The organism is Bacteroides sp. AF25-38AC (genome assembly GCF_003602995.1).
GTDB classification, from domain to species: domain Bacteria; phylum Bacteroidota; class Bacteroidia; order Bacteroidales; family Bacteroidaceae; genus Bacteroides; species Bacteroides uniformis.
In genome coordinates this window covers 1-23364 of the sequence record NZ_QTMD01000027.1, presented here as the reverse complement: position 1 = coordinate 23364, position 23364 = coordinate 1, and the positions used below count along the sequence as shown (strand labels likewise).

The window sequence follows — 23364 nt, the reverse complement described above, 5'->3', positions numbered from 1 at the left end:
AATAACAGACAATTATGAAGAAGGTTTTATTTTTGGCTTTGGCTGCAGCAGCAGTAATGAGTTGCTCGGAAAGTGAGGAGATAGAGAATGCCGGACAAAAGGCAGAGATTAAATTGGGAACAGTAGTGGGTAACACTACGAGAGCCACAGTGACTGATTTGCCGGAATTGCAGAAGGTAGGGTTCACTGTGTATGCTTATAATACGGGAGCGACAGCAATGGCCTCCGTTGCGACTTTTGATGCGATGAAGGAATTCATGACAGATGTTAAAGTAACCTATAGTGCTCCCAACTGGAGTTTGACTGGGGGAACATATTATTGGCCAATGACGGATAACTTGCAGTTCTTTGCTTACGGGAATCCGGGTACCGGAGCCTTGACGTACAATCAACCGGCTGCTGGTGCTATATATCCTTCCATTACTTATACGGTAGCAGATGTAGCTGCCCAAACGGACTTGGTAGCCGCGAAAGTGACGGATGCAACCAAGGCATCAAATGCCAGTGGGGTATCTTTGAAATTCGGCCATATACTGACCCAAATAAATTTCACTGTCAAGGCAGCCGACGCTTTGACTTATAAACTGAAAACACTTACAATATCCGGCGTGCACAATAAGGGAACTTATGGTTTTGATGATTCAACATGGAAGTCACAAGAAGGAACAGCCACTTATGCGCATACGATTGCCGGCAGTGCATTGGAAGTGAATACAACGGGTGTGGAAATGAATGCAGCCTGGATGTTGATGCCCCAGACGTTGGATACGAATGCCAAAATCAATGTTGTCTATGACATCTATGAGAAAGACGTTCTTCTTGATACTGTAACTTCCGCCATTGACTTGAATGATACACAAGCCTGGGGTGAAGGCAAAAAGATACGTTATACGCTGACGCTGGCCAATAAGGCGGCAAAAGTAACCTTTGTACCTGAAGTTGGTCCATGGAGTACGGCTGATGATACGAACGTGGAAAAATAAAACGGCACTGTCCGCAATAAAAAACTGAATTACTTCTATTTTATTCATTCCCCGAAACTTCTTTATGAAAGTTTTCGGGGAATGTTTCTTTTATGAGTATTATTTATCTATTTTTGTCACTGCAACAAACAAACAAATCTACTTGCCGATGCCCAACTCTTCTGCTTGCAGAGGTAAAAAACAATGCGCTCAATGTCCCAAGGCTGTGGACAATGCAATAATATATGCTTCCCACCCCAGAGGATTCCATCTGCCGGCGCGAAAGTGTGAGGAAAATATTATAATTTTCCTGCTGAAAGGAGAAGTGCTTGTCAACAGTAAGGAGTATGCGGGAACTGTGTTGCATGCAGGTGAGTTCATCCTTCAAGCTATTGGTTCCAAGTACGAAATACTTGCCATGACGGATGTGGAATGCGTTTGTTACCGGTTCAGTAAGCCTGAATTCTTCTGTGAGGACCGGTATAACCATATTATGAAAGAGGTTACCCCTCCATTGATATTCTATCCTTTGACCATTACTCCCGAGTTGCAGCTCTTTCTGGAAAGTTCCAAGGCCTATTTGTCCGAGGAGAAGATTTGCCGGGAAATACTTTGTTTCAAACGGAAAGAACTTGCTTTCATTCTTGGAAATTACTACTCCGACTATGAGCTTTCCATGCTGATACATCCTCTTGCCCAGTATACTAATTCCTTCCACTACTTTGTCTTGCAGAATCATGCCAAAGTCAAGACGGTAGAGGAACTTGCCCAGTTGGGAGGATATACAGTAGCTACTTTCCGGCGTATATTCAATTCTGTTTTTCATCAACCGGTGTACGAGTGGATGATGGAACGGAGGAAGGAAAGCGTGGTTTATGAACTTCGTTATACGGATGCTTCTATATCAGAGATTTGCTATAAATATGGCTTTGAATCGCTGCCTCATTTTTCCAATTTCTGCAAAAAGAATTTCGGGGCTTCTCCCCGTAGCTTGCGTGCCGGCAATTTATCTGAAGTAAACGGCATGTCATAAAAAAACTCCTCCGGCGGTTTCCCGGCAGAGGAGTCTCTTGTGATATTAATCAAATATAGTGAAAGCTGAGTGATAAATCTGAGCTTGCTCAAAAGGTTTATCCGAAGCGCATCCTATATTATTTGCAGAAAGACCGGATTAGTCTTTCAGTTTCGCAATGATAAAGTCGCGGTTCAGGCGAGCAATGTTGCTGATGGAAACATTCTTCGGGCATTCAGCTTCGCACGCACGAGTGTTTGTACAGTTACCGAAACCGAGTTCGTCCATCTTGCTCAACATAGCCTTGGCACGGCGCAATGCTTCCGGTTTGCCTTGGGGCAACAGGTTCAGCTGGCTCACCTTGGCAGAAACGAACAGCATAGCAGAACCGTTCTTACAAGCAGCCACACAAGCACCACAACCGATACAGCTGGCAGCATCCATAGCCTCGTCAGCGATGGGCTTCGGAATCAGGATAGCGTTGGCATCCTGGGGAGCACCGGTACGTACGCTGACGTAGCCGCCTGCCTGCATAATCTTGTCGTAGGCCGTACGGTCGACCATCAAGTCCTTGATAACCGGGAAACCGGCAGAGCGCCACGGTTCAACAGTGATGGTATCGCCGTCGTTGAAACGACGCATATAAATCTGGCAAGTCGTAGCGCCGGTTGCAGGACCGTGGGGATGTCCGTTGATGTAGAGCGAACACATACCGCAGATACCTTCGCGGCAGTCGTGGTCGAATACAACCGGTTCTTTACCTTCAGAAATCAGCTGTTCGTTCAAGATATCCAGCATTTCGAGGAATGAAGTATCGCCCGGGATATCTTTCATTTGGTATGTTTCAAAAGCGCCTTTTGCTTTCGGACCCTTCTGGCGCCATACCTTGAGCGTAAATGATATATTTTTATCCATTTTCTTTAATTCTTTAAATGTTCAACTTCCCGATTAGCTCTTGTAGTTACGAGTCTGTACCTTGATTGCTTCGTAAACCAGCGGCTCTTTCAGCAATACCGGTTCCTTTTCGTCAGAACCCTGATATTCCCAGCAAGCCACGTAGAAGTAGTTTTCATCGTCACGCTTGGCTTCGCCTTCTTCAGTCTGATATTCTTCACGGAAGTGACCGCCGCAGCTTTCGTTACGGTTCAGTGCATCGTAAGCAACCAGCTCGCCCATAGTGATGAAGTCGTACAGACGGATAGCCTTGTCGAGTTCTACATTCATACCTTCCTTGTCACCCGGGATGAACAGTTCTTTCTCGAACTCCTTGCGGACTTCTTTCAGCTTCTTCAGACCTTCCTTCAAGCCTTCGGCCGTACGTCCCATACCTACATATTCCCACATAATGTGGCCCAGTTCCTTGTGGATAGAGTCTACAGACTTCTTACCCTTGATGTTCATCATCCAGTCAATCTTCTCCTGAACGGCCTTTTCTGCAGCTGCAAATTCGGGCAGGTCGGTAGAGAAACGGGGAACTGTAATCTGGTCGGCCAGATAGTTCTGGATAGTGTAAGGCAATACGAAGTAACCATCGGCCAGACCTTGCATCAGGGCGGAAGCACCGAGGCGGTTTGCACCGTGGTCGGAGAAGTTACATTCACCGATGGCGAACAGTCCCTTGATGGAGGTCATCAGTTCGTAGTCAACCCAGATACCACCCATGGTATAGTGGATAGCCGGATAAATCATCATCGGGTTTTCGTATGGGCTGACATCAGTGATTTCTTCATACATATCGAAGAGGTTGCCGTAACGTTGTGCAACGACATCTTTACCCAGACGGTTGATAGCTTCGGAGAAGTCAAGGAATACGGCAAGACCGGTGTTGTTCACGCCGAAGCCCTTGTCGCAGCGTTCTTTGGCAGCGCGGCTGGCAACGTCACGCGGAACGAGGTTACCGAATGCCGGATAACGGCGTTCCAGGTAGTAGTCGCGGTCTTCCTCGGGAATATCTTTTCCTTGCAGTGTACCTTCCTGCAGTTTCTTGGCATCTTCCAGCTTCTTCGGAACCCAGATACGACCATCGTTACGCAGAGATTCGGACATCAAAGTCAGCTTAGACTGCTTGTCACCGTGAACCGGGATACAAGTGGGGTGAATCTGTACGTAAGCAGGGTTGGCAAACCAGGCACCTTTACGGTAGCAAGCCATTGCTGCAGAGCAGTTACATGCCATTGCATTGGTAGAAAGGAAGTAGGCATTGCCGTAACCACCGGTAGCGATTACCACAGCGTGGGCGGCAAAACGTTCCAATTTACCGGTAACGAGGTTCTTTGCAATGATACCGCGGGCACGTCCGTCAATGAGGACAACGTCTTCCATTTCGTAGCGGGTATACAGTTTCACAGTGCCTACGTTCACCTGGCGGCTCAATGCAGAGTATGCACCCAGCAACAGCTGCTGTCCGGTCTGACCCTTGGCATAGAAAGTACGGGATACCTGAGCACCACCGAAAGAACGGTTGTCCAGTGTACCGCCGTATTCGCGGGCGAAAGGAACACCTTGTGCAACGCATTGGTCGATAATATTGTTGGATACTTCAGCCAGACGGTAAACGTTGGCTTCGCGGGCACGGTAGTCGCCACCCTTTACTGTATCGTAGAACAGACGGTATACAGAGTCACCGTCGTTTTGGTAATTCTTAGCAGCATTGATACCACCTTGTGCAGCGATGGAGTGTGCACGGCGCGGAGAGTCCTGGATGCAGAAGTTGAATACTCTGAAACCCATTTCGCCCAGAGAGGCGGCAGCACTGGCACCGGCAAGTCCGGTTCCTACTACGATGATGTCCAGACGACGTTTGTTGGCAGGGTTTACTAATTTTTGGTGAGCCTTATAATTGGTCCATTTCTCAGCCACCGGTCCTTCCGGTATTTTAGAATCTATCTTAGTCATAATGCAATTTACAATTTAGTCATTTACAATTTGAATTTAGCAAGCGCCGCACAATGATTTTGCAAAGAATACGACAACTACCAGAGCGAAGCAGAGGACAACGATAGTAGAATAGATGTTGGAGATACATTTCCAACGGTTAATCCATACTTTGTTGTTCCAGCCCAAAGACTGCATGGAGCTCCAGAAACCGTGAGTGAGGTGGAACCACAATGCGCCCAGCCAAACAAGGTAAAGCACTACGAATACCGGATTGCTGAAGGTGTTCTGAATGTGATAGACACCGTTGGCTGCATATGCCAGCGTGAGGGTGTCAGCATGCATGCCCATGTTGTGCATCAACTCGGGAAGCTGCATTTTAGCCCAGAAGTTTACCAGGTGCAGGCCCAAACCCACGATTACGATGATACCCAGTACGAGCATGTTTTGAGAAGCCCATTCCACAGTCTTGGGCTTTTCCGTAACGGCATAGCGTTCGCTACCACGTGCCTTACGGTTCTGCATAGTCAGCCAGAAAGCGTAGATGATGTGGATGATGAATAAGGCAGCCAGACCTACCGTAGCCACCAATGCGTACCAGTTTGCTCCCAGGAACTCACAAACCATGTTGTAGCCATTAGCCGAGACTAATGCAACCAGGTTCATCGCCATGTGAAATGTCAGAAACAGGACAAGGGCGATACCGGTAACGCTCATCACCACTTTCCTTCCTACAGATGAATTACTTAACCACATAAATGATTGAATTTAAGTTATTTAATAGTTTGAAAATTTGTTCTATCAGGATACTTCTGTAAATGTTTCGCAAAAATAGGAGAAATCCAGCGATAAAGCAAGCGATTAAAGAAATAATTCCGTAATCCGGCAGAATGCGAAGTTTACGGACAAGTAAAAGGTTTACTCGTCCTCCTGGTCTTTGCCTTGCTCTTTGCAGATAATGGAAATCTTTTCTCCGTTTGCTGAACGTTTTCTCAGGGCGCGGGGCGTGTCTCCGAAAGAGTCTTTGCAGAAGTGGGCAAAGTGGGATAGGGAATCAAAGCCATAGCGGGCGCTGATGACTGAAATGCGTTGTTTGGTGTATTGCAGGTCGTTCAGAATTCCTTCACGTTTCTTGTCCAGAATCCATTCATAGACCGGGACCCCATACATATTTTTAAACAGACGGCGGAATGTGGTGGTGGTATATCCACCGAGGTGGGCAAACTCTTCCACATTCTTCACCTTGTCGTAGTTCTGCATGACGAAATATTGGAAGCTTTCCGTATAAGTGCTGATGGGGTAGAAGAATGTACTGATTTGGTGTAGCGGATAGTAGCATGTCAATATGTATACCAATTCCTGGCATTTCATTTCAATGTATTTGCTGCACGCATAGGGTTGCTCGTTGAGGTAGCAGGCAAGGCTTTTCAGGAGCCCTTCGAGCATGGAAATCGCGGTAAGCGGGGTATAAGTCAAGGGGGCTTCCGAGCGTTTCAGTATCTCCTTGTAGCGCTCTTCGCAAATCAGAGGAAGCTCGGTGAACCAATACACAATATATTCCACTTCGGTCAAAGCCAGGAGTTCTACTTTGGAGCCGATGGCTTGCAAGATGAGCTGGCGGCTTTGGAGAGTGGTGCCCGGATATTCGTCACTGTTTACAAGTAATTCACCTTTCAGCATAAATATCATGCAGTTCTGTGTGCACTTTTCAGCAGAGAAATGTTGTCCCTTGGGGTAGTGGCGGTAAACCAATACTCCTTCTGATTTTTGGGGACATACCATACAATCAATCTGTCGGTTGCAGCAAGTTTCCAGTCTCATGAAATGATTAGCGAATTATTATAAATGTGGCAACAAAGATAGAATTTTTTTGTGAAAACTCTATCTATTTGTCCTATCTTTGCGTCAAACTAATATAAAGGACTTATGAAAAAGGCTATTTTTTTTGTATATTTTATCTGCCTTGTTGTATCCGGTCTTTCGGCACAGAATTGGGATATTAACACTTTGCACCGGGTTAACAGTTGGGATGGCAAGTTTGTCCGTAACTATAATAAGATAATTTCACGTTCGGAGCCCTATGTTGCTGTCGGTGTTCCGGTGGCGATGGCGGTTGCCGCTTGGATAAAACATGATAAGGGTTTGCTGAAAGATGCGGTCTACGTAGGTACAAGTGTAGCGGGGGCTTTTGTTGTGACTTATGGAATGAAATATCTGGTGGACCGTGAGCGTCCTTATGATAAATATCCCGACAGAGTGCATGCATATAGCCATGAAGGCAGCCCGTCTTTTCCTTCTGGACATACGGCGACGGCTTTTGCCCTTGCCACCTCGCTCAGTGTAAAGTATCCTAAATGGTATGTGATAGCTCCGTCTGCCCTGTGGGCTTGTTCCGTGGGAGTTTCCCGTATGAACGAGGGAGTGCATTATCCGTCGGATGTGTTGGCGGGGGCTGCAATCGGTGCTGGATGTGCTGTGGTCAACATCTACGTCAACAAGTGGCTGAATAAGTGTCTGTTCGGAGAATGATTTTAGGCGCGAATTACGCGGAATACGCGGAGTTAGATAAACTAAATCCGCATAATCCGCGCCTAAGTTTGTTTCAAGTCGGCTATTGGATAATAGTGCTGTAGATGCCTTCGTTCAGCACTTTTAGAGCTTGCTGCACGCTCTGGTTCGTGCTGTTCATCACCTGGAAGTATTCGTTCATGTCCCATAGGTCACGGGCTATCAAGGCTTTAAGTTGTGTCTTGATGAGCGGTAGGGATTGGTTGTACTGTTTCTCGTCAAACTTGATTTTCTCTTTGTCGGCAAGCGTACGTATTTCGGCAAGGAAGTTATCGTCTATCTCGAACTTCTCGTTGAAGGCTTCGAATTTCTTGTATTTGTTCTGCAACTCCTTCCGGTGCTTCTCGATGTAGCCGGTAGTGGCTTTGATAACCACGCCTTTGGCTACGAGGTTGCGGTGATAGTCTGTGTACTGGGTAGTGTCGATGGGGACGAAGAAGTCGGGCATGATACCTCCACCTCCGTAAACGGTACGTCCCATACGCTTGGTCTGTGCTTTCAGGGAGTCGGCAAAATGGATACTGTCCGCATGAATCATTTCTCCATGATTGAAGCGGTCTATCAGTTCCTGGTTATACTTATCCTGACTGTTCTCGCCGGTTAGGCGGCCGTCGAGGTTGGCGGTGCTGTCGTAAGGCTTCTGGATACAACGGCCCGAAGGAGTATAGTAGCGGGCGATAGTGAGGCGAATCATGGAACCGTCCGGCAGGTCGATAGGACGCTGTACTAATCCCTTGCCGAAGGTGCGGCGTCCTACTACCACGCCTCTGTCCCAGTCCTGGATGGCTCCGGTCACGATTTCACTGGCAGAAGCGGAGTACTCGTCCACCAATATGATGAGACGGCCGTTCTTGAAGTTGCCCGTACCTTTGGCAAAGAAATCACTGCGGCGTGCGGCTCTTCCTTCGGTGTAGACGATGAGTTCTTTTTGCTTCAGAAATTCGTTGGCAAGGTCGATGGCGGCATTCAGATACCCTCCTCCATTTCCTTGCAGGTCGAGGATGAGGTCTTTCATTCCTTTCTTTTGCAGGCTTTTCAGGGCTTCTGCAAACTCTTCGGCGGTGGTTGCCCCGAAGCGGTTGATACGGATATAGCCGGTTTTGGGTTGTATCATGTAAGATGCGTCCAGGCTGAGGATGGGAATTTTGTCACGCTTCACGGTGAAGTACAGCTGGTCGTCCACGCCACGGCGCACGATGGTGAGTTTCACTTCCGAGTCTTTCGGTCCGCGCAGGCGGCTCATAATATCTTCCGTGCTCATTTTTACTCCGGCAATGGCGCTGTCATTGACGGCTACGATACGGTCGCCGGCAAGGATGCCCACCTTCTCGGAAGGTCCGTTGCTCACGGGTTGTATCACAAGCAGGGTATCTTCTATCATCTGAAACTGTACGCCGATGCCCTCGAAATTGCCTTGCAACGGCTCGTTCATCTTCTTCACTTCTTCGGCGTTGTTGTAGGTGGAGTGCGGGTCGAGTTGTGCCAGCATCTTGATGATGGCTTCTTCCACCAGCTTGTCTTCATCCACCTTGTCCACATAAAGGTTGGTGATGGCAAACTCTGCCATTTGCAGTTTGCGCAGGGCTTCATTGTTCGGCTTTTGCGCTTGCGCCGTCACCGCGCATATACATATTATAATAGTAAATAGTTTTTTCATCATTTCCATTTTAATCCCTAATCCTTTATCCTTAATCCCTAATCTCCATTCCCTCCGGTATGAACATGCTTATGTCCTTGCCGTATTGCAGCAGTTCGCGCACGGTGGTGGAACTGACGCAGGTAAGTTCCGGCTCGGTGAAGAGCAGGATGGTTTCTATGCCGGTCAGTTTGCGGTTGATGTCGGCAATGGTTTCCTCGTATTCGAAATCCTTCACGGTGCGTATGCCGCGTATTATCAGACTGGCATCTACCTGCCGGGCAAAGTCGATAGTCAGGCAGTCATAGGACTGCACAATGATGCGCGGCTCGTTCCGGTAGTAGTCTCGTATCATTTGTTCGCGCTTTTCCAAGGGGAAATACGTATTCTTATTTTCATTGATGCCGATGCCTATGACGATTTCGTCTATAAAAGTCAGTGCACGGCTCACTACCGAAGAGTGTCCGATAGTAAACGGGTCGAATGTTCCCGGAAAGATAGCTCTTCTCATGATGCCAAATCTTCTTCTATAACCAAGTTGTTGATAATAAAGTTTTGTCGTTCCATGGTATTCTTACCCATGTAGAATTCCAGCAGCTCTTTTACGAGGTCTGTCTTGCGCAGGGACACTTGTTCCAGACGCATATCCTTGCCGATAAAATGCTTGAACTCGTCGGGCGAGATTTCTCCCAGACCTTTGAATCGGGTGATTTCGGGGTTGGGACCCAGTTCTTCAATGGCTTTCACACGTTCCTCCTCTGTATAGCAATAACTTGTCTTCTTTTTGTTGCGCACGCGGAAGAGAGGGGTTTGCAGGATATATACATGCCCTTTCTTTATCAGGTCGGGGAAGAACTGCAGGAAGAAGGTGATGATGAGCAGGCGGATGTGCATGCCGTCCACATCGGCATCGGTAGCTACGATGACTTTGTTGTAGCGCAGTGTCTCTATGCCGTCTTCTATATTCAAGGCTGCTTGAAGCAAGTTGAATTCTTCGTTTTCATAAACTACTTTCTTGGTGAGTCCGTAGGAATTTAGCGGTTTACCACGCAGGCTGAATACTGCTTGGGTATTCACGTCGCGGCTCTTGGTGATGGAACCGCTGGCGGAGTCTCCCTCGGTAATGAAGATGCAGGATTCGGTTTCCTGGTCTTTGCCTTTACCGTCACTCAAGTGGTAGCGGCAGTCGCGCAGCTTGCGGTTGTGCAGGTTGGCTTTCTTGGCGCGTTCGCGTGCCAGCTTGGTGACGCCGGCAATGGCTTTGCGCTCTTTCTCGGAGTCTTGTATCTTTTGCAGCATCACTTCGGCCACAAGCGGGTTCTTGTGGAGGTAGTTGTCCACTTCCGTCTTGATGAAGTCTCCTACGTATTTGTTCACCGTGGGGCCGGCGGGCTTGTGTTCCTGCGGCGCGGCAGGCCACATGTTGTTGCTGCCCAGTTTCGTTTTGGTCTGGCTCTCGAACATGGGTTCCTCCACGTCGATGGCAATGGCGGCTACCAGTCCGTTGCGGATGTCGGCATATTCCTGGTTCTTGTTGTAGAACTCCTTGATGGTACGGGCAATGTGTTCCTTCAAGGCAGTCTGGTGTGTGCCGCCTTGGGTGGTGTGTTGCCCGTTGACAAAGGAGTAGTACTCTTCGCCGTATTGGTTGGTGTGTGTGAAGGCAATCTCGATGTCCTCTCCTTTCAGGTGGATGATGTCGTAAAGGCCTTCGCTGGTCATGTTGTCTTTCAGCAAGTCCTCCAGCCCGTGGCGGGAAACGATGCGCTGGCCGTTGTAAATGAAGGTGAGGCCCGTATTCAGGTAGGTGTAGTTGCGCAACAGGGTTTCTACGAACTGGTTCTGGAAGGAATAGTTCAGGAAGAGTGTGGCGTCCGGTTCGAAGAAGATATAGGTTCCGCTTTCTTCTGTCGAGTCTTCGGTCACATCACTCAACAGCGTTCCTTTCTCGAAGATGGCGGTACGTACTTTGCCGTCGCGGTAACTGCGTACCTCGAAACGGCTACTCAGCGCATTGACCGCCTTGATGCCCACGCCGTTCAGTCCGACACTTTTCTTGAAAGCCTTTGAATCATATTTACCCCCGGTATTCAGTTTGCTGACCGCCTCTACCAGTTTGCCTTGCGGAATGCCTCGTCCATAGTCGCGTACGCTGACACGCAGACTGTCTTCTATAGTCACTTCTATACGCTTTCCGGCACCCATCTTGAACTCGTCGATGCTGTTGTCCATCACTTCTTTCAGCAACACATAGATACCGTCATCGTTCTGTGAGCCGTCGCCCAGACGGCCTATGTACATACCGGAACGGACACGGATATGCTCCATGTCGTCGAGGTGGCGGATGTTGTCGTCGGTATATTCCACGCTGGAAACGGGGCTCTCTGTGATATTGTTGTCTGCTTCTTCCAGTGGCAGGGTCATATTGTTGTTATCTTCCATAAGTACGTTATTCCTTCATATTGCGCATTGCGACAAAGGTAATGAGAAATTCGGGGGTTCGCAAAAAAATAATGTCTTTTATGGACTTCTGACAAGCTTATATTCTGGATTTAGAACTTATTTTATTCCTTTCACAAAGCATCTTCTCCGTTTATGCTGTTCCGTCTTGAAGTACTCCCACTGCGCTTGCACCTTGCCGTTCAGCTCCAGCTCCGGATTACTCTCGGCATACTCGAAACCAAGTTGCTGATAGACGGGGATAAGGTCGGAGAACAACAATGCATTTACCCCCTTGTTCTGATACTCCGGTTTCACGGCAACCAGCAGCAAATCGAGCATCTTGGGATATTTCTTCAAGAAGATGGTCTTGGCCAGGTGATACCAACCCATAGGAAGCAGGCGCCCGTGGGCTTTTTGCAACGCTTCGGCGAGTGACGGCATGGAAATGCCTACGGCAAGCAGCTGGTCATCGGCATCGGTAATCAATGTCACCATGCGTAGGTCGAGGATGGGCAGGTACATCTTGACGTATTGGTCAATCTGCCGTTGGCTCAGTGCAGAATAGCCATAGAGTGGCTGATAGGCTTCGTTCATCAGTTCGAAGATGGCCTGACCGTAGTCTTGGGCAATCTTCTTGGCAGATGTGTATTTCTTTACCTTGAGGTTATACTTGCGCTGGATGAGGTCGGAGATGCGCTTGTGCTTGTCGGGTATGGCGTCGGGAATGTAGATTTTGTATTCCACCCAATCGGCATCCTTCTCAAAGCCCATGCGTTCCAGATGTTGCGGATAGTAGGGATAGTTATAAATGGTGGCCATGGTGCTGAGCTGGTCGAATCCTTCGATGAGCATACCTTCGGCATCGAAATCTGTGAATCCCAGCGGGCCTTGTATATGTGTCATTCCCCGTTCTTTTCCCCATTCTTCCACGGTGCGAATCAGGGCATCGGAGACTTCCGCATCATCGATGAAGTCTATCCAGCCGAAGCGGACTTCCTTTTTGTTCCAGGTTTGGTTTGCCTTGTGGTTGATGATGGCAGCTACACGTCCTACGATTTTACCTTCCCGATAAGCCAGGAAATAGTCGGCTTCACAAAATTCGAATGCAGCGTTTTTCTTCTTGTTGAAGGTGTTGAGCATGTCATCGAAAAGGTCGGGGACGGAATAAGGGTTGTTTTTGTATAGCAGGTAGTTGAAACGGATAAAGCGCTCCAGTTCCCGTCTTGTGGTTACTTTCTTGATTGTAATTGCCATAGTTGTTCAATATTGAGACCACAAAGGTAATGCAAACTGAGAGCAGAACAAAATAAGCTTGCTTATTTTTTATGCCGAGGTACAGCTTGCCTTATTTAAAAATACGTGATAATCTTTAAAATACCGCGTAGGGTGTTTGTAAATTTGCTGTTAGAGGTTGTATATCAGTACCGCTGTGTAGGCAATGTAGCAGAGAATCAGAATGCTTCCTTCCACCCGGGTGATGATGCGTTTCCCGAAAAAGATACCGAACAGCCAAAGCAGGATGCTGGACCCTACGAGTACCCACAAATCGAAATTGGTGATGCCCGTCAGACGCAGTGGAGTGATGGAGGCCGAACAACCCAGTACGAAGAATATATTGAAGAGATTACTTCCGATGACGTTTCCGATGGCTATTTCGGGGTTTTTCTTCAAGGCGGCTACGATGGAGGTGGCGAGTTCGGGCAGTGAAGTGCCGCCTGCTACGAGCGTCAGCCCGATGATGGATTCGCTGACACCCAATCCGCGGGCTATGCCGCTGGCACCGTCTACAAAGAAATTACCTCCGATGATGAGGCCGGCAAGTCCGCCGAGAATGTATAGGGCGGACTTCCACGCGGGTAACAGCCTGATTTCGTCTTCTTCCTGTAAGTGCTCCTTTTCCGGTTCCTTCATACTTCCATCCCTTTTTGCAATGGCAAAAGTATAACTCAGGAAAATGGTAAAGAAGCATAGCAGCAATAGGCCGTCGGTGATGCTGAGTATGTTCTCCCCACTGCTGTCCAGTAAGACGTCGTTGGCACAAATCAGCAGGGCGAAGGATGAAAGGATGCAAAGGGGGATTTCGCGTTTCAGTGTGTTACGGGTAATGGCTATCGGGGCAAAAAGGGCCGTACAACCCACAATCATCAGGGTATTGAACGTATTGCTTCCCACCACATTGCCAATGGCAATGTCTGCACTGCCTTTGAGAGCAGAGGATATGCTGACGGTGAGTTCCGGTGCGGAAGTGCCGAAGGCAACAATGGTAAGCCCGATGACGATGGACGGTATATGGAAACGTTTGGCAACGGATGCGGCACCGTCTGTCAAGCCATTGGCACCCAGAAGAATGAGGAGCAGTCCTCCGACAAGAAACAATATATCCATAGGTATGTCAATTTTGAGTACAAAGATAGTGCAAACCGGATACAGAACTTTCATGTTTGCATGAAAAAGTTATGTCGATTAGAGTAGGAAGTTAAAAACATTCCGTATGTTTGAAGCATTTATTGGGTATATTTGCATAATTAAAGAATCAAATCAAGAAGTTTATATATGAAGGTTATCCGTGCTTTCTGTCTTTGTTGGCTGTTGATGCTGGCAGACGGAGTGTCAGCTCAGTTGGTAGATAAAGTGCTCAGTGTTTTAGGTGAGGATAGTGTGGGGAGTGTCACAGTGGCAAGGACTGACTCCGATTCGATTCAGTTGTCGCTTGTCCGGCAGGAGTTGGAAACAGCCCGGCTGAATGAGGCGAACCTGCGGATGGAAATGGAGCAGATGAAGTTGGCGGGCTATGCGGCCGATTCGGTGAAGCTGGCATTGCAGAAACAACGCATTGATTCGTTGCGGACGGTGACACCGGGTATTCCGGTGGTGGTGGAGAAGGACACTTTGTTCTATCTGTATGCCAAGCGTGGAGGGCATACGCCCCAACAGCGAGCCAAAGATGTAAGCAACGTCATCGAAGCATTGGGCACGCGTTTCAATCTGCGTCCGGACTCTGTTTATTTAGAGAGTACGGATATTGTTACAGACTTGATGTATGGCGAAAAGGTCATCATTTCCTTTACCGATCAGGATGCTTTGTGGGAAAACTGTACCCGCGACCAGCTGGCCGCCAACAAGAGGCATGTCGTGGTGGACAAACTGAAAGCCATGCAGAAGGAGCATAGCTTGTGGCAGTTGGGTAAGCGTATCTTGTACTTTATCCTGGTGCTTGTGGGACAGTTCTTCTTGTTCAAGTTTACCAACTGGCTGTTCAGAAAACTCAAACTACGCATTCAGAAGCTGAAGGATACCAAGCTGAAACCGATCTCTATTCAGGATTATGAATTGCTGGATACGCAGAAGCAGGTCAACCTGCTGGTGTTTGTTGCCAACCTGGTGCGTTATGTAGTCATGCTGTTGCAGTTGCTGCTGACGGTTCCGTTATTATTCTCCATTTTCCCTCAGACCAAGAGCTTGGCTTATACATTATTCTCCTACATCTGGAATCCTATAAAGGTCATCTTGAATGGAATAGCCGACTATATACCCAATCTGTTCACTATCTTTGTGATATGCTATGCGGTGAAGTATCTGGTCAGACTGGTGCGTTATCTTGCCAATGAGGTGCAGGCTGAACGGCTGAAGATAAACGGCTTCTATCCGGATTGGGCCATTCCTACCTATCATATTGTGCGCTTCTTGCTTTATGCGTTTATGATTGCCATGATTTACCCTTATCTGCCGGGTTCCAAGTCGGGAGTCTTCCAGGGAATCTCCGTGTTTGTCGGCTTGATTGTTTCGCTCGGTTCCAGTACGGTTATCGGCAATATCATTGCAGGACTGGTCATAACCTACATGCGGCCTTTCAAGCTGGGTGACCGCATCAAGCTGAACGATACTACGGGCAACATCATTGAGAAAACACCGCTCGTCACCCGCATCCGTACTCCGAAGAATGAGGTGGTGACCATTCCGAACTCTTTCATCATGTCTTCCCATACGGTCAATTACAGCCAGTCTGCCCGTGAGTATGGATTGATTATCCATTCGGAGGTCAGTATTGGCTACGATGTTCCGTGGCGGAAGACACATCAGCTGTTGATAGAGGCTGCATTGAATACTCCTGGAGTGATAGATGATCCCCGTCCGTTTGTATTGGAGACTTCCCTTCAGGATTATTATCCGGTTTATCAAGTGAATGCCTATATCAGGGATGCCAACAGCCTTAGCCAGATTTACTCTGATTTGCATCAGAATATCCAGGATGCCTTCAACGAAGCAGGCATCGAAATCATGTCTCCTCACTACATAGCTACGCGTGACGGCAGTGAGACGACCATACCCAAGGATGACTTGCGGGAGAAAAAGCAGTAAGGGAGCCGGTTATCGTGCCAGTAAAATCTCTGCAAACGGTACGTAGAACATAAACATCCTCCATTTCTTTGTCTGGAAATCATAAGTTTCGATGAAGTCGCCTTCACGATAGCCTGCAAACTGCACGTAGAGTTTCCTTGTCTGCCCGTCCTTGGAGTAGTACATGGCAGCGGAGCGTACGGCGTTGGGGTAGGTGGCGAAAGGCTCTTTCAAGTTTCCGGCAGTAGTATCCCATAAGCAGAATTGCGTATCTCCACCATTGGCACGGGAAACGATATAGCCTCCTTTGCATCGCAGGCTGTTTGGGTTTTCGGGGGATGGTTCCATAATCCGGAAAGGTATCAAGGCTTCGGCCTTGATGGGGTCGTAGCAATGCATCTTTTCTTTGGCGATGTCTATCACGACGGGCGAGAAGGTGCCGTCGCCGTTGTTGGCCGAGAGCAGCATGTGGGCGTCGGCTATCACGCCCGGATAGCGTGAGAGGGATTCGGGCTTCAGTCCATCCGGTAATGGTATTTCGGGAGTATGTATCGGTGGCATATTCAACCGGGTATATACCGGATAAGAGATGCTACAGTAGGTGAGGAGCTTATCTCCGGCCATTTCCAGGGAAACAGTGTTGTTGAAGTCCGAGCAGATGGTAATTGCGTTACGTTCTACCGGGTTACACCAATAGTGCATGCAGAGGTCGTATCCGTCGATGAAACTACTGCCGTCTTTCTCCCGTATCCCGCAGAGGATGTTGGTGCCGGGGATGTTGGCGGCAAGGTGGAAATCTTCGTCGTCATGGAACTGGATTACTTCCGATATTTCTTGTGTTACCAGGTCGATACGGGTGATGCCGCGGGGAACGGTCGGTGTGTAAATGGCGTGGGAGTTGGTGATACCGTAGAGATATGGTTCTTCGGGGGATTGTCCGTCGGCTACCGAAATCTGGCCGAGAGGCTGAAGCTGTCCTGCCCGTTCCAGGAACATTTCTACCCGTGAGGCGGGCCAGTGTCCGGGGGCAAGGAAAGTAATGCTGTTGGTGGTTTGCTCCGTGGTAACGGCGCGTGTGTAGCGTGAATACCCTTCGGGAAAGAGAGGATTGTCGGCTATCGGCCAGTAGATGTCCAATATGATTTGGTCGCCGCTCTGCAAGCCGTCGGCTTTGACGGTCACGGCATCACCGGGATTGAAGGTCTTTCCGGCATCGGATATGGTGATATTGGTCACAAAAGCGGGTTGTTTCTCTTTGTCGTCATCACTGCAAGCGGCAAGTAGCAGGCTGATTAGTAGCAGGAAGTGTATCTTCTTCATCATAGTTATGTATTGACAAATGCAAATATAGGGCTTTTTCTTGTATTCCTGCGGATAGGCTTTGTTTTTGTCGTATGAGATGGAAAAATCCTCCTACGAAACATGGTCTTTTGCTTCGTGGGAGGAAAGTGGTTGTTCGGCAGGGCTTCGGGGGAATGCGCCTGCTTGCGTGCCGGCTTGGATTATTTGCTGCGCGTCACCGTGTGCAATACATTCCCTTTCTTGTCAATCATGCGCAGTTCCAGTGTCTTTTTGCTGGCCGATACAATGGAGAAACCCGGTTCGGGGCTGCAGAATACGGTCCCTTCGATGGGCTTCACCTTGCGGGCGAGCGAACCGGCAGAATTGGTGATATAGTCGATGTCGCTGCCTGCCACGCGTACGTGCTGGAAGTTGTGGATGTGCCCGCAGATGTACATATCCACCTTGTGCTTGCGCAGGATGGGATCGAGACGTGCCTGCATATCCGCGCGTTCGCTCTCGTCCTTCGGGGTTTCGGCATAGATGGGATGGTGTCCGGCAACGATAACCCAGTCCTCTTTGGCGGCAGTCAGTACGGAATCTATCCAGGAAAGTTGTTGCTGGTAATCCTGCTTGCAGGCATCGGGATAGGTCTCGCTTTCGTTGCGGTATTTGTCAATCATCGGGGCGGTGTCTACCCAAAGGATGCGGATGGTAGCGCCGTTGTCCTCGAACGTCTTGGTATAATAACGGGCGGGCATGGTCCAGCGGCGGCTGATATTACTGTAGTCGAGCACAGCCTGCGTATTACCGCGGTATTCGTGGTTGCCCAGCAGGGGAAACCAGTCTATCATCAGCTCCGGGTGGCTGTAAATAAGTTCGTAGTTGGTCATCCAAAGCGGATCGTTCACGCTACGTACGCCTTCAAAGTGGTGTACATCGCCGGTGGCAAGAACGAATTCGGGGCCTACTTCTTCTGCCATTTGTCCCATCAGTTCGGCGATGGGCTTTTGGTCGTAGTAGCCGTTACGGCCGAGGTCGTTGGCTACGTAGAAGTTGAACTTCTTGTCGAAGATGGAGTAATCGGTGATTTGGGCAATGGCTGCGTTGCCGAGTAGGGCAATAAACAGTAAAAGGAATATTTTCTTCATTGTCATTATTAAATTGTTGAGTAGTTAATGTTGATAACTTGTTGAGATAGAATTCGCTGTTTAAAAATTAATCTTCACTCCCGCATTCACTTTCACGCCGTAGTATTCTGCCTGCATGGTACGGTCTTTTGTGCCCTGGTAGTAGCGTAGCGGCTGGTTCAGCAGGTTGTTGGCTTCGGCGTAGAAGGTAGTCTTGAACTTCTTTCCGAAGGTATAGCTGGCGTTTACGTCCATATAGTTCACCTTGTCGTAGTAGCGGTCGTAGAAGGTGCTTTCTCCCATTTCGTCGATGAAATCGGAAGCGAAGTTATAGCTCAGGCGCAGATTCAGACCGCCTTTCTCAAAGTATAGGGAAGCATTTGCGGTATGCTCCGGAGAGCCTGGCATGCTCAAGTCTTTCTCATTCTCGCGACCTTCGAAGTTGAAGTCTTCCACACGGGAGTGGGTGTAGGTGTACGTTCCGTAGAAACCTACACATTTCAGAGCGGGAGCAATGAAGCTGAAGTCGCGCTGGTAGGATAACTCTACCCCTACCAGGTTGGCGTTGCCCGCATTCTTGGGTTGGGTGAAGCGGGTGTAGGTGTTACCCTGGTATTCGTAGTTGGTGCTCACCTGGTCTACGATGAAGTCGTCTATCTTCTTGTAGAAGATGCCGGCGCTTATCAGACCGATGCTGCGGAAGTAGTAGTCGGCACTCAAGTCGAAGTTGTAGGAGACGGTAGGTTTCAGCTCCGGGTTTCCGATGGTGATTTCGTTGTCGGAACGCTTGATGTTCACACTGGGCACGAGGGCCGAGTATTTGGGGCGTGACAAGGTTTGGGTAAACGAACCGCGCACTTTGAAGTCATCGTTTACATTCCACTTTACGAGCAGCGACGGCAGGAAGTTGATGTAGCTGTTGCGCTGACGGTCGGTCTTGCTGGTGAGGTCTTCGTCGGCATCGTAGGTGCGTCCCGTATAGGCAAGGTTGGTGTTCTCTATGCGAAGTCCGGTCATCAGTTCCACGTCTTTTGTCAGTTTTTGGTCGAAGCGGAGGTAGCCGGAAGTCACGGTTTCGCGGGCGTTGAAGTTTCCGGCAAGTTCTTCCTGCACCTGCTCTTTCTCGAAGAGGGAAGCGTTGTTCAAGTCTAAAGAGCCGGTGTATTCCTTGCTGGCGTAGATGCCTGCCTGGTATTTGTTGTTGGGCATGAAGTTCTTGTTGGTCTGGTCCACTGTATTTGCCAGGCTGTTCGTCATGAAGGCGTCCTCGTCCAGAGGAGAGTATTCGTAGAAGTCCACTTCTTTATCCTTGGTCTTGCGCACTACCTTTGCGCCGAACTTCAGCTTGTTGCCGTTCTTGAAGGGAAGTTTGAAGTTGGCGGAGAACTTCAGGTCCTGCTCCTTGATGTCTTCCTGCTGTTCCGTCAGCTCTTTCAGGCTGAATTCATCGTTCAATGTCATGGTAGAGCCTGTTTTGGGGCTGGCAAAGGGTTGGCGTTCGTCGCTCAGGTCCATGTCGAACTTCTGTTTCTTCAGTTGGAAGTCGATGTAGCGTTCGTTGGGACGTTCTTCGCTGGCTTTGGCATAGCTGGCGTGCCAGTCCATGGAGAGGGCGCCGAAGAGGTGTTCGCCGCCGAGGGCAAAGTCCATGGTGCGCTGGCGTTCCAGGCGGGCGTTACGGTTGTCCGGCGTACCGGCTTTGGTCTGTATGCGTACGGTGGCGTTGCCGTCGGGGTCAAGGTCTTTCAGCGTGGTACGGTAGCGGTTCTCCCAGTCGTTGCGGTTGTTGAAGATGCCTTTGAAGGTCAGTTTGTGGTTGGCATTGATGTCCCAGTCCAGTGCGGCGGAGTAGCTTTGGCGTTCGCGGGTGACGTAGTATTGGCGGATTTGGTAGTCGTTGACGTACGTCTTGCCGTTGTCATCCTGCTCCCACACGAATTCGGTGTCGTAGGAACCGGAAGGTGAGTTCTGATAGGAGGCCGATACAATCAAGCCGAGTTTGTCGTTGAAGAAGCGGTCGCCGTAGGTGAAGCCAAGGTTCAGTTGCGCCTTTTCGCTCACCCAGTTGTAGCCGGTTCCGGCGGTGGCGGCAATGGTACGCTTGTAGGGGGAGTTCTTGGTGACGAGGTTGATGCTGCCGCCGATGGCGTCGCCGTCCATATCGGCGGTTACTACCTTGTTCACTTCGATGGTCTGAATCATGTCTGCCGGAATGAGGTCGAGCTGTACGTTGCGCGTATCGCCTTCGGCAGAGGGAACGCGGTTGCCGTTGATGGTGACGGAGCTGAGGTCGGCACTCGTGCCCCGCACTTGCCCGAAGCGTGCCTCGCCTTGGTCGTACTGCACGTTGATGCCGGAGATGCGTTTAAGGGCGTCACCGATGTTGGAGTCGGGGAACTTGCCTACCTGGTCGGCAGAGACTACATTCGTAATCCCCATGTTGTTTTTCTGTGAGTTGATGGCACGGCGCTGTCCCTGGAAGGCGCCGCCTACCACCACTTCCTGCAACTCCACGCCTTCGTTCAGTACGACGTCTTTTTCCAGTGTACGGCCTGCGGGGATGGTGATTTTCAGTTCTACGGGAGAGTAGCCCACGTAGCTCACCTTTACTGTATAGGTTCCCGGGTCAAGGTTAGAGAAAGTGTAGAAGCCGTTGACGTCGCTCGTCACGCCAGTGTGTAGTTTCTCGATGTAGATGGATGCGCCCGGGAGAGTTTGTTTAGTGGCGTCGATGATGCGTCCACGTACAGTTCCTTGTTTCGTGACATTTGCTTTTTCGTCGGCAATGGCCGTATTGACGGTGGCGGTGAATAGGAGTAAGAATAAGAATGCTCTCAAAATCTGTTTCATACTTGTTATTATCTGTTAATAATCTGCCGCAAAAGTAGAGGGTTACCGTTACGTGGAGGTTGCGGAGCGTTGAAGAACAGATAACGATTCAGTTACAATGAGGTTACATAAATTCTTGGAGGTAGTACCCTTTCGGCGGTATCTCCCTTTGCCGTCATCTGGCAGACTGATGCTAAAGATGCACGAGATGTACATCTCGGACTGTATGAGATGTACATCTCGAGCAACATGAGATGTACATCTCGTGCAGGGGAAGGTATAGGGGTTGGTGTCTTATCCCGTAGCCTGGCAGCGGATAAGTACCTTCTTCTCGTCTGCCAGAGTAGTGGCAAAGAGATAAGTGCCTCCCCCTTCGGCCAATTTCAGTCGTTTGCGCAGTTCGGCCACGGTGGCGGGGAAGTTGCGCACGGTGAGGTTCGCCTTTTTCTCGGCAGCCAGCATCTCTTTCACTTCTTTCTTGCCGAAGCCGCAGGAGGAGGTAATCCGGAACTTGCGGCCGGGGAAGTCCGGCAGGAAGTGGTCCGAGGTGTAGAGGTGGCTGTTGGGATGCAGTTTTTCCACCTTATACAATGAGGAGAGGCTGCGGAATGCACCGGCTTTCAGCACGGAGGCATTCGGTTCGTAGAGGTATGATTTCAGTTGAGGGGTGTAGGGGCATGCACGCTCCTTCTCCTGCCGGCGGGTGAAGACGAGGGCTTGGGGAGCCGGTACACCGGTGAAGTTGACGCAATGGATGGGGATGTCGTCTGCCGGCACTCCTTCGCCTTGTCCCAGCAAGAGCAACAGTTCCTTGCATTCGTTGCCCACGGAGACGATGTGTGCCTGGTGGACATGCTTCAAATCGTTCAGGGCAAGGGTGAGGTCGAGCATGGGGGAGAGTTTTACCAGTACGTGTCTTGCCTTGCGCAGCAGCAGTTCTTCGAGGGCGGCTATATCGGGTTCGCAGTCGCCGATGGCTACGGTCTTTCCGCCGTGTCCGTCGCGGCGGGCAGGGTCTATGAATATACAGTCCACGGGTTCCATCTCTTGCAGATGGCGGACGCTGTCTGCGTGGCAGACGGAGATGTGGTTCAGGCCGAGGACAGGGAAGTTGTGTGCGGCTATCTGGCAGAGGGTTTCCTGGCGCTCGACGTAAGTGGCATGCCCGAAGCGGGAGGAGAGATAGGCGCAGTCGATGCCGAAACCTCCGGTGAGGTCGGTAAAGGTGCCGGCTGATGCGGGGGTACTGTCCTGCGCGGGATGTTCTTGTTCTGTATGTAGCAGGTTAGTTATAATCTCCGCTTTATACTGTGCCGTTGCTTGGGAGGAGCATTGTTCCAGAGAAAGGTGGGCGGGGTAGAGTATATGCTCGTTCTCGGCCCATGTGGGTATCTTCTCTTTGGCAATCTGCCAGCCGGAAATCTGTGTGATGGCGGCGGGCATGTCTACCGAAGGGTAGCGGCGTGCCTGCAAGGCAAGGCTGCGCACGTCGTCGCGGCGATGCTCGCGGATGAAGCGGAGGGTGTCTTGGGATAAAGGCATGGCTTGGCTTATTTATTCTGATGCAAAGTTATCTCAAAAAGGACAAAGTGGGGCATAAATTCGCAGCTTTCTATCTGATTATTTTTCAGACACAGATGACGCTGATAATACAGATTAAGAATATTAAAAATCCGCGTCATCTGCGTCATTCGCGTCAAAGCGATAGCAAATTTAAGTTTCCGGACAAGCTGGGGGTGAGAGTTAAGGGATGACCCGGTATCGCTCCTTTGCCGTCTGCCTGCTGACGCGGTTGAAGTGCCACCATTCGCTGGGTAGCGGGTGGAATCCGGCTTCTTTCATTACCTGCCGGAGCAGCAGCCGGTTTTCACGTTCTTGTTCTGTCAGCTTGCCTTGTGCCACGAGCACGGCTTCTTCTGTGATGTGGGCTTCCCTGCCCAGATGGTCTACCGGGGTGCCCATGGGCAGAGGAGTTCCTTTATCGTCGAGTATGCTGATGTCCACCGCCAATCCGTAGTTGTGCAGGCCGCCGCCGCGTGAGGGGTTGGAGACATAGATGTATTTGGAGGTTCCTTTCACTACGTTCCACATCTTCTGCTGTACGGACAAGGGGCGCGCTGCGTCGTAGACGATGAGGCTGTAGCCGGGGTACTGTTCTTTCAGTAGGCGTTGTGCCCGCTTCAGGCTTTTCATGGCATCGGGGTGCAGGTAGGCTTCTTTCAGGTCTTCGTACAATAGGGACTGTCGTTAAATTCCGTCATTATGAGTCAATCGGCAGACTGTCCCGGTAAT

At 49.8% G+C, this 23364-nt stretch carries 17 protein-coding genes and 1 pseudogene; 4 read left to right on the top strand and 14 right to left on the bottom strand.

The window, feature by feature from the left end:
• Positions 1-14 precede the first annotated feature (14 nt).
• Entirely contained in the window at positions 15-983 is a 969-nt protein-coding gene (locus tag DWY55_RS16520; RefSeq protein WP_005830928.1) for a fimbrillin family protein, read from the top strand.
• 148 nt (positions 984-1131) lie between these two features.
• Positions 1132-1995, top strand: a complete 864-nt coding sequence (locus tag DWY55_RS16515; RefSeq protein WP_008662453.1) for a helix-turn-helix domain-containing protein — start codon at positions 1132-1134, stop codon at positions 1993-1995.
• Between the two features lie 138 nt (positions 1996-2133).
• Here the strand turns inward: DWY55_RS16515 and DWY55_RS16510 are convergent, their stop codons facing one another.
• The 4 genes from DWY55_RS16510 to DWY55_RS16495 form a co-directional block, all read right to left on the bottom strand.
• Positions 2134-2889 carry a succinate dehydrogenase/fumarate reductase iron-sulfur subunit gene (locus tag DWY55_RS16510; protein WP_005830925.1) on the bottom strand — a complete coding sequence of 252 codons (756 nt, stop codon included), beginning with the start codon at positions 2887-2889 and terminating at the stop codon, positions 2134-2136.
• A gap of 33 nt (positions 2890-2922) precedes the next feature.
• Positions 2923-4869, bottom strand: coding sequence for a fumarate reductase/succinate dehydrogenase flavoprotein subunit (locus tag DWY55_RS16505; protein ID WP_005830924.1), 1947 nt, complete (start codon positions 4867-4869; stop codon positions 2923-2925).
• 36 nt (positions 4870-4905) lie between these two features.
• Positions 4906-5604 carry a succinate dehydrogenase/fumarate reductase cytochrome b subunit gene (locus tag DWY55_RS16500; RefSeq protein ID WP_005830923.1) on the bottom strand — a complete coding sequence of 233 codons (699 nt, stop codon included), beginning with the start codon at positions 5602-5604 and terminating at the stop codon, positions 4906-4908.
• 162 nt (positions 5605-5766) lie between these two features.
• The gene (locus DWY55_RS16495; protein ID WP_005834304.1) at positions 5767-6669 is read right to left on the bottom strand and encodes a helix-turn-helix domain-containing protein; all 903 of its coding nucleotides are present in this window, start codon (positions 6667-6669) and stop codon (positions 5767-5769) included.
• A 105-nt stretch (positions 6670-6774) separates the two neighbouring features.
• Here DWY55_RS16495 and DWY55_RS16490 point away from each other — a divergent pair, with 105 nt between their 5' ends.
• Positions 6775-7377, top strand: coding sequence for a phosphatase PAP2 family protein (locus tag DWY55_RS16490; RefSeq protein WP_120178159.1), 603 nt, complete (start codon positions 6775-6777; stop codon positions 7375-7377).
• 82 nt (positions 7378-7459) lie between these two features.
• On the opposite strand, the gene DWY55_RS16485 is transcribed toward DWY55_RS16490, so the two are convergent.
• From DWY55_RS16485 to DWY55_RS16465, 5 genes are all read right to left on the bottom strand, one after another.
• The gene (locus DWY55_RS16485) at positions 7460-9073 is read right to left on the bottom strand and encodes a S41 family peptidase (RefSeq protein WP_034529349.1); all 1614 of its coding nucleotides are present in this window, start codon (positions 9071-9073) and stop codon (positions 7460-7462) included.
• A 31-nt stretch (positions 9074-9104) separates the two neighbouring features.
• The gene (coaD, locus tag DWY55_RS16480) at positions 9105-9563 is read right to left on the bottom strand and encodes a pantetheine-phosphate adenylyltransferase (RefSeq protein WP_005830918.1); all 459 of its coding nucleotides are present in this window, start codon (positions 9561-9563) and stop codon (positions 9105-9107) included.
• On the bottom strand, positions 9560-11494 hold the full coding sequence (locus tag DWY55_RS16475; RefSeq protein ID WP_005830915.1) for a DNA topoisomerase IV subunit B: 1935 nt from the start codon (positions 11492-11494) through the stop codon (positions 9560-9562). Before DWY55_RS16475 ends, coaD begins: the two co-directional genes overlap by 4 nt.
• Before the next feature lie 117 nt (positions 11495-11611).
• Positions 11612-12748 carry a hypothetical protein gene (locus tag DWY55_RS16470; RefSeq protein WP_005830912.1) on the bottom strand — a complete coding sequence of 379 codons (1137 nt, stop codon included), beginning with the start codon at positions 12746-12748 and terminating at the stop codon, positions 11612-11614.
• 150 nt (positions 12749-12898) lie between these two features.
• Positions 12899-13879, bottom strand: a complete 981-nt coding sequence (locus DWY55_RS16465) for a calcium/sodium antiporter (RefSeq protein ID WP_050756856.1) — start codon at positions 13877-13879, stop codon at positions 12899-12901.
• A gap of 168 nt (positions 13880-14047) precedes the next feature.
• Here DWY55_RS16465 and DWY55_RS16460 point away from each other — a divergent pair, with 168 nt between their 5' ends.
• Positions 14048-15853, top strand: coding sequence for a mechanosensitive ion channel family protein (locus DWY55_RS16460; protein ID WP_119979741.1), 1806 nt, complete (start codon positions 14048-14050; stop codon positions 15851-15853).
• Between the two features lie 9 nt (positions 15854-15862).
• Here DWY55_RS16460 and DWY55_RS16455 read toward each other — a convergent pair whose 3' ends face one another.
• The 5 genes and pseudogenes from DWY55_RS16455 to DWY55_RS16430 form a co-directional block, all read right to left on the bottom strand.
• Positions 15863-17155 carry a WD40-like domain containing protein gene (locus tag DWY55_RS16455; protein ID WP_120178158.1) on the bottom strand — a complete coding sequence of 431 codons (1293 nt, stop codon included), beginning with the start codon at positions 17153-17155 and terminating at the stop codon, positions 15863-15865.
• A 179-nt stretch (positions 17156-17334) separates the two neighbouring features.
• Positions 17335-18264 carry a metallophosphoesterase gene (locus DWY55_RS16450; protein ID WP_005830908.1) on the bottom strand — a complete coding sequence of 310 codons (930 nt, stop codon included), beginning with the start codon at positions 18262-18264 and terminating at the stop codon, positions 17335-17337.
• Between the two features lie 60 nt (positions 18265-18324).
• Positions 18325-21093: a TonB-dependent receptor gene (locus tag DWY55_RS16445; RefSeq protein ID WP_005834321.1), complete on the bottom strand. Its 2769-nt coding sequence runs from the start codon at positions 21091-21093 to the stop codon at positions 18325-18327.
• Positions 21094-21366: 273 nt separating this feature from the next.
• Positions 21367-22614, bottom strand: coding sequence for a THUMP-like domain-containing protein (locus tag DWY55_RS16440; RefSeq protein WP_120178157.1), 1248 nt, complete (start codon positions 22612-22614; stop codon positions 21367-21369).
• Positions 22615-22815: 201 nt separating this feature from the next.
• Positions 22816-23310, bottom strand: a pseudogene (locus DWY55_RS16430) (M15 family metallopeptidase); the annotation flags it as partial.
• Between the last annotated feature and the right edge of the window lie 54 nt (positions 23311-23364).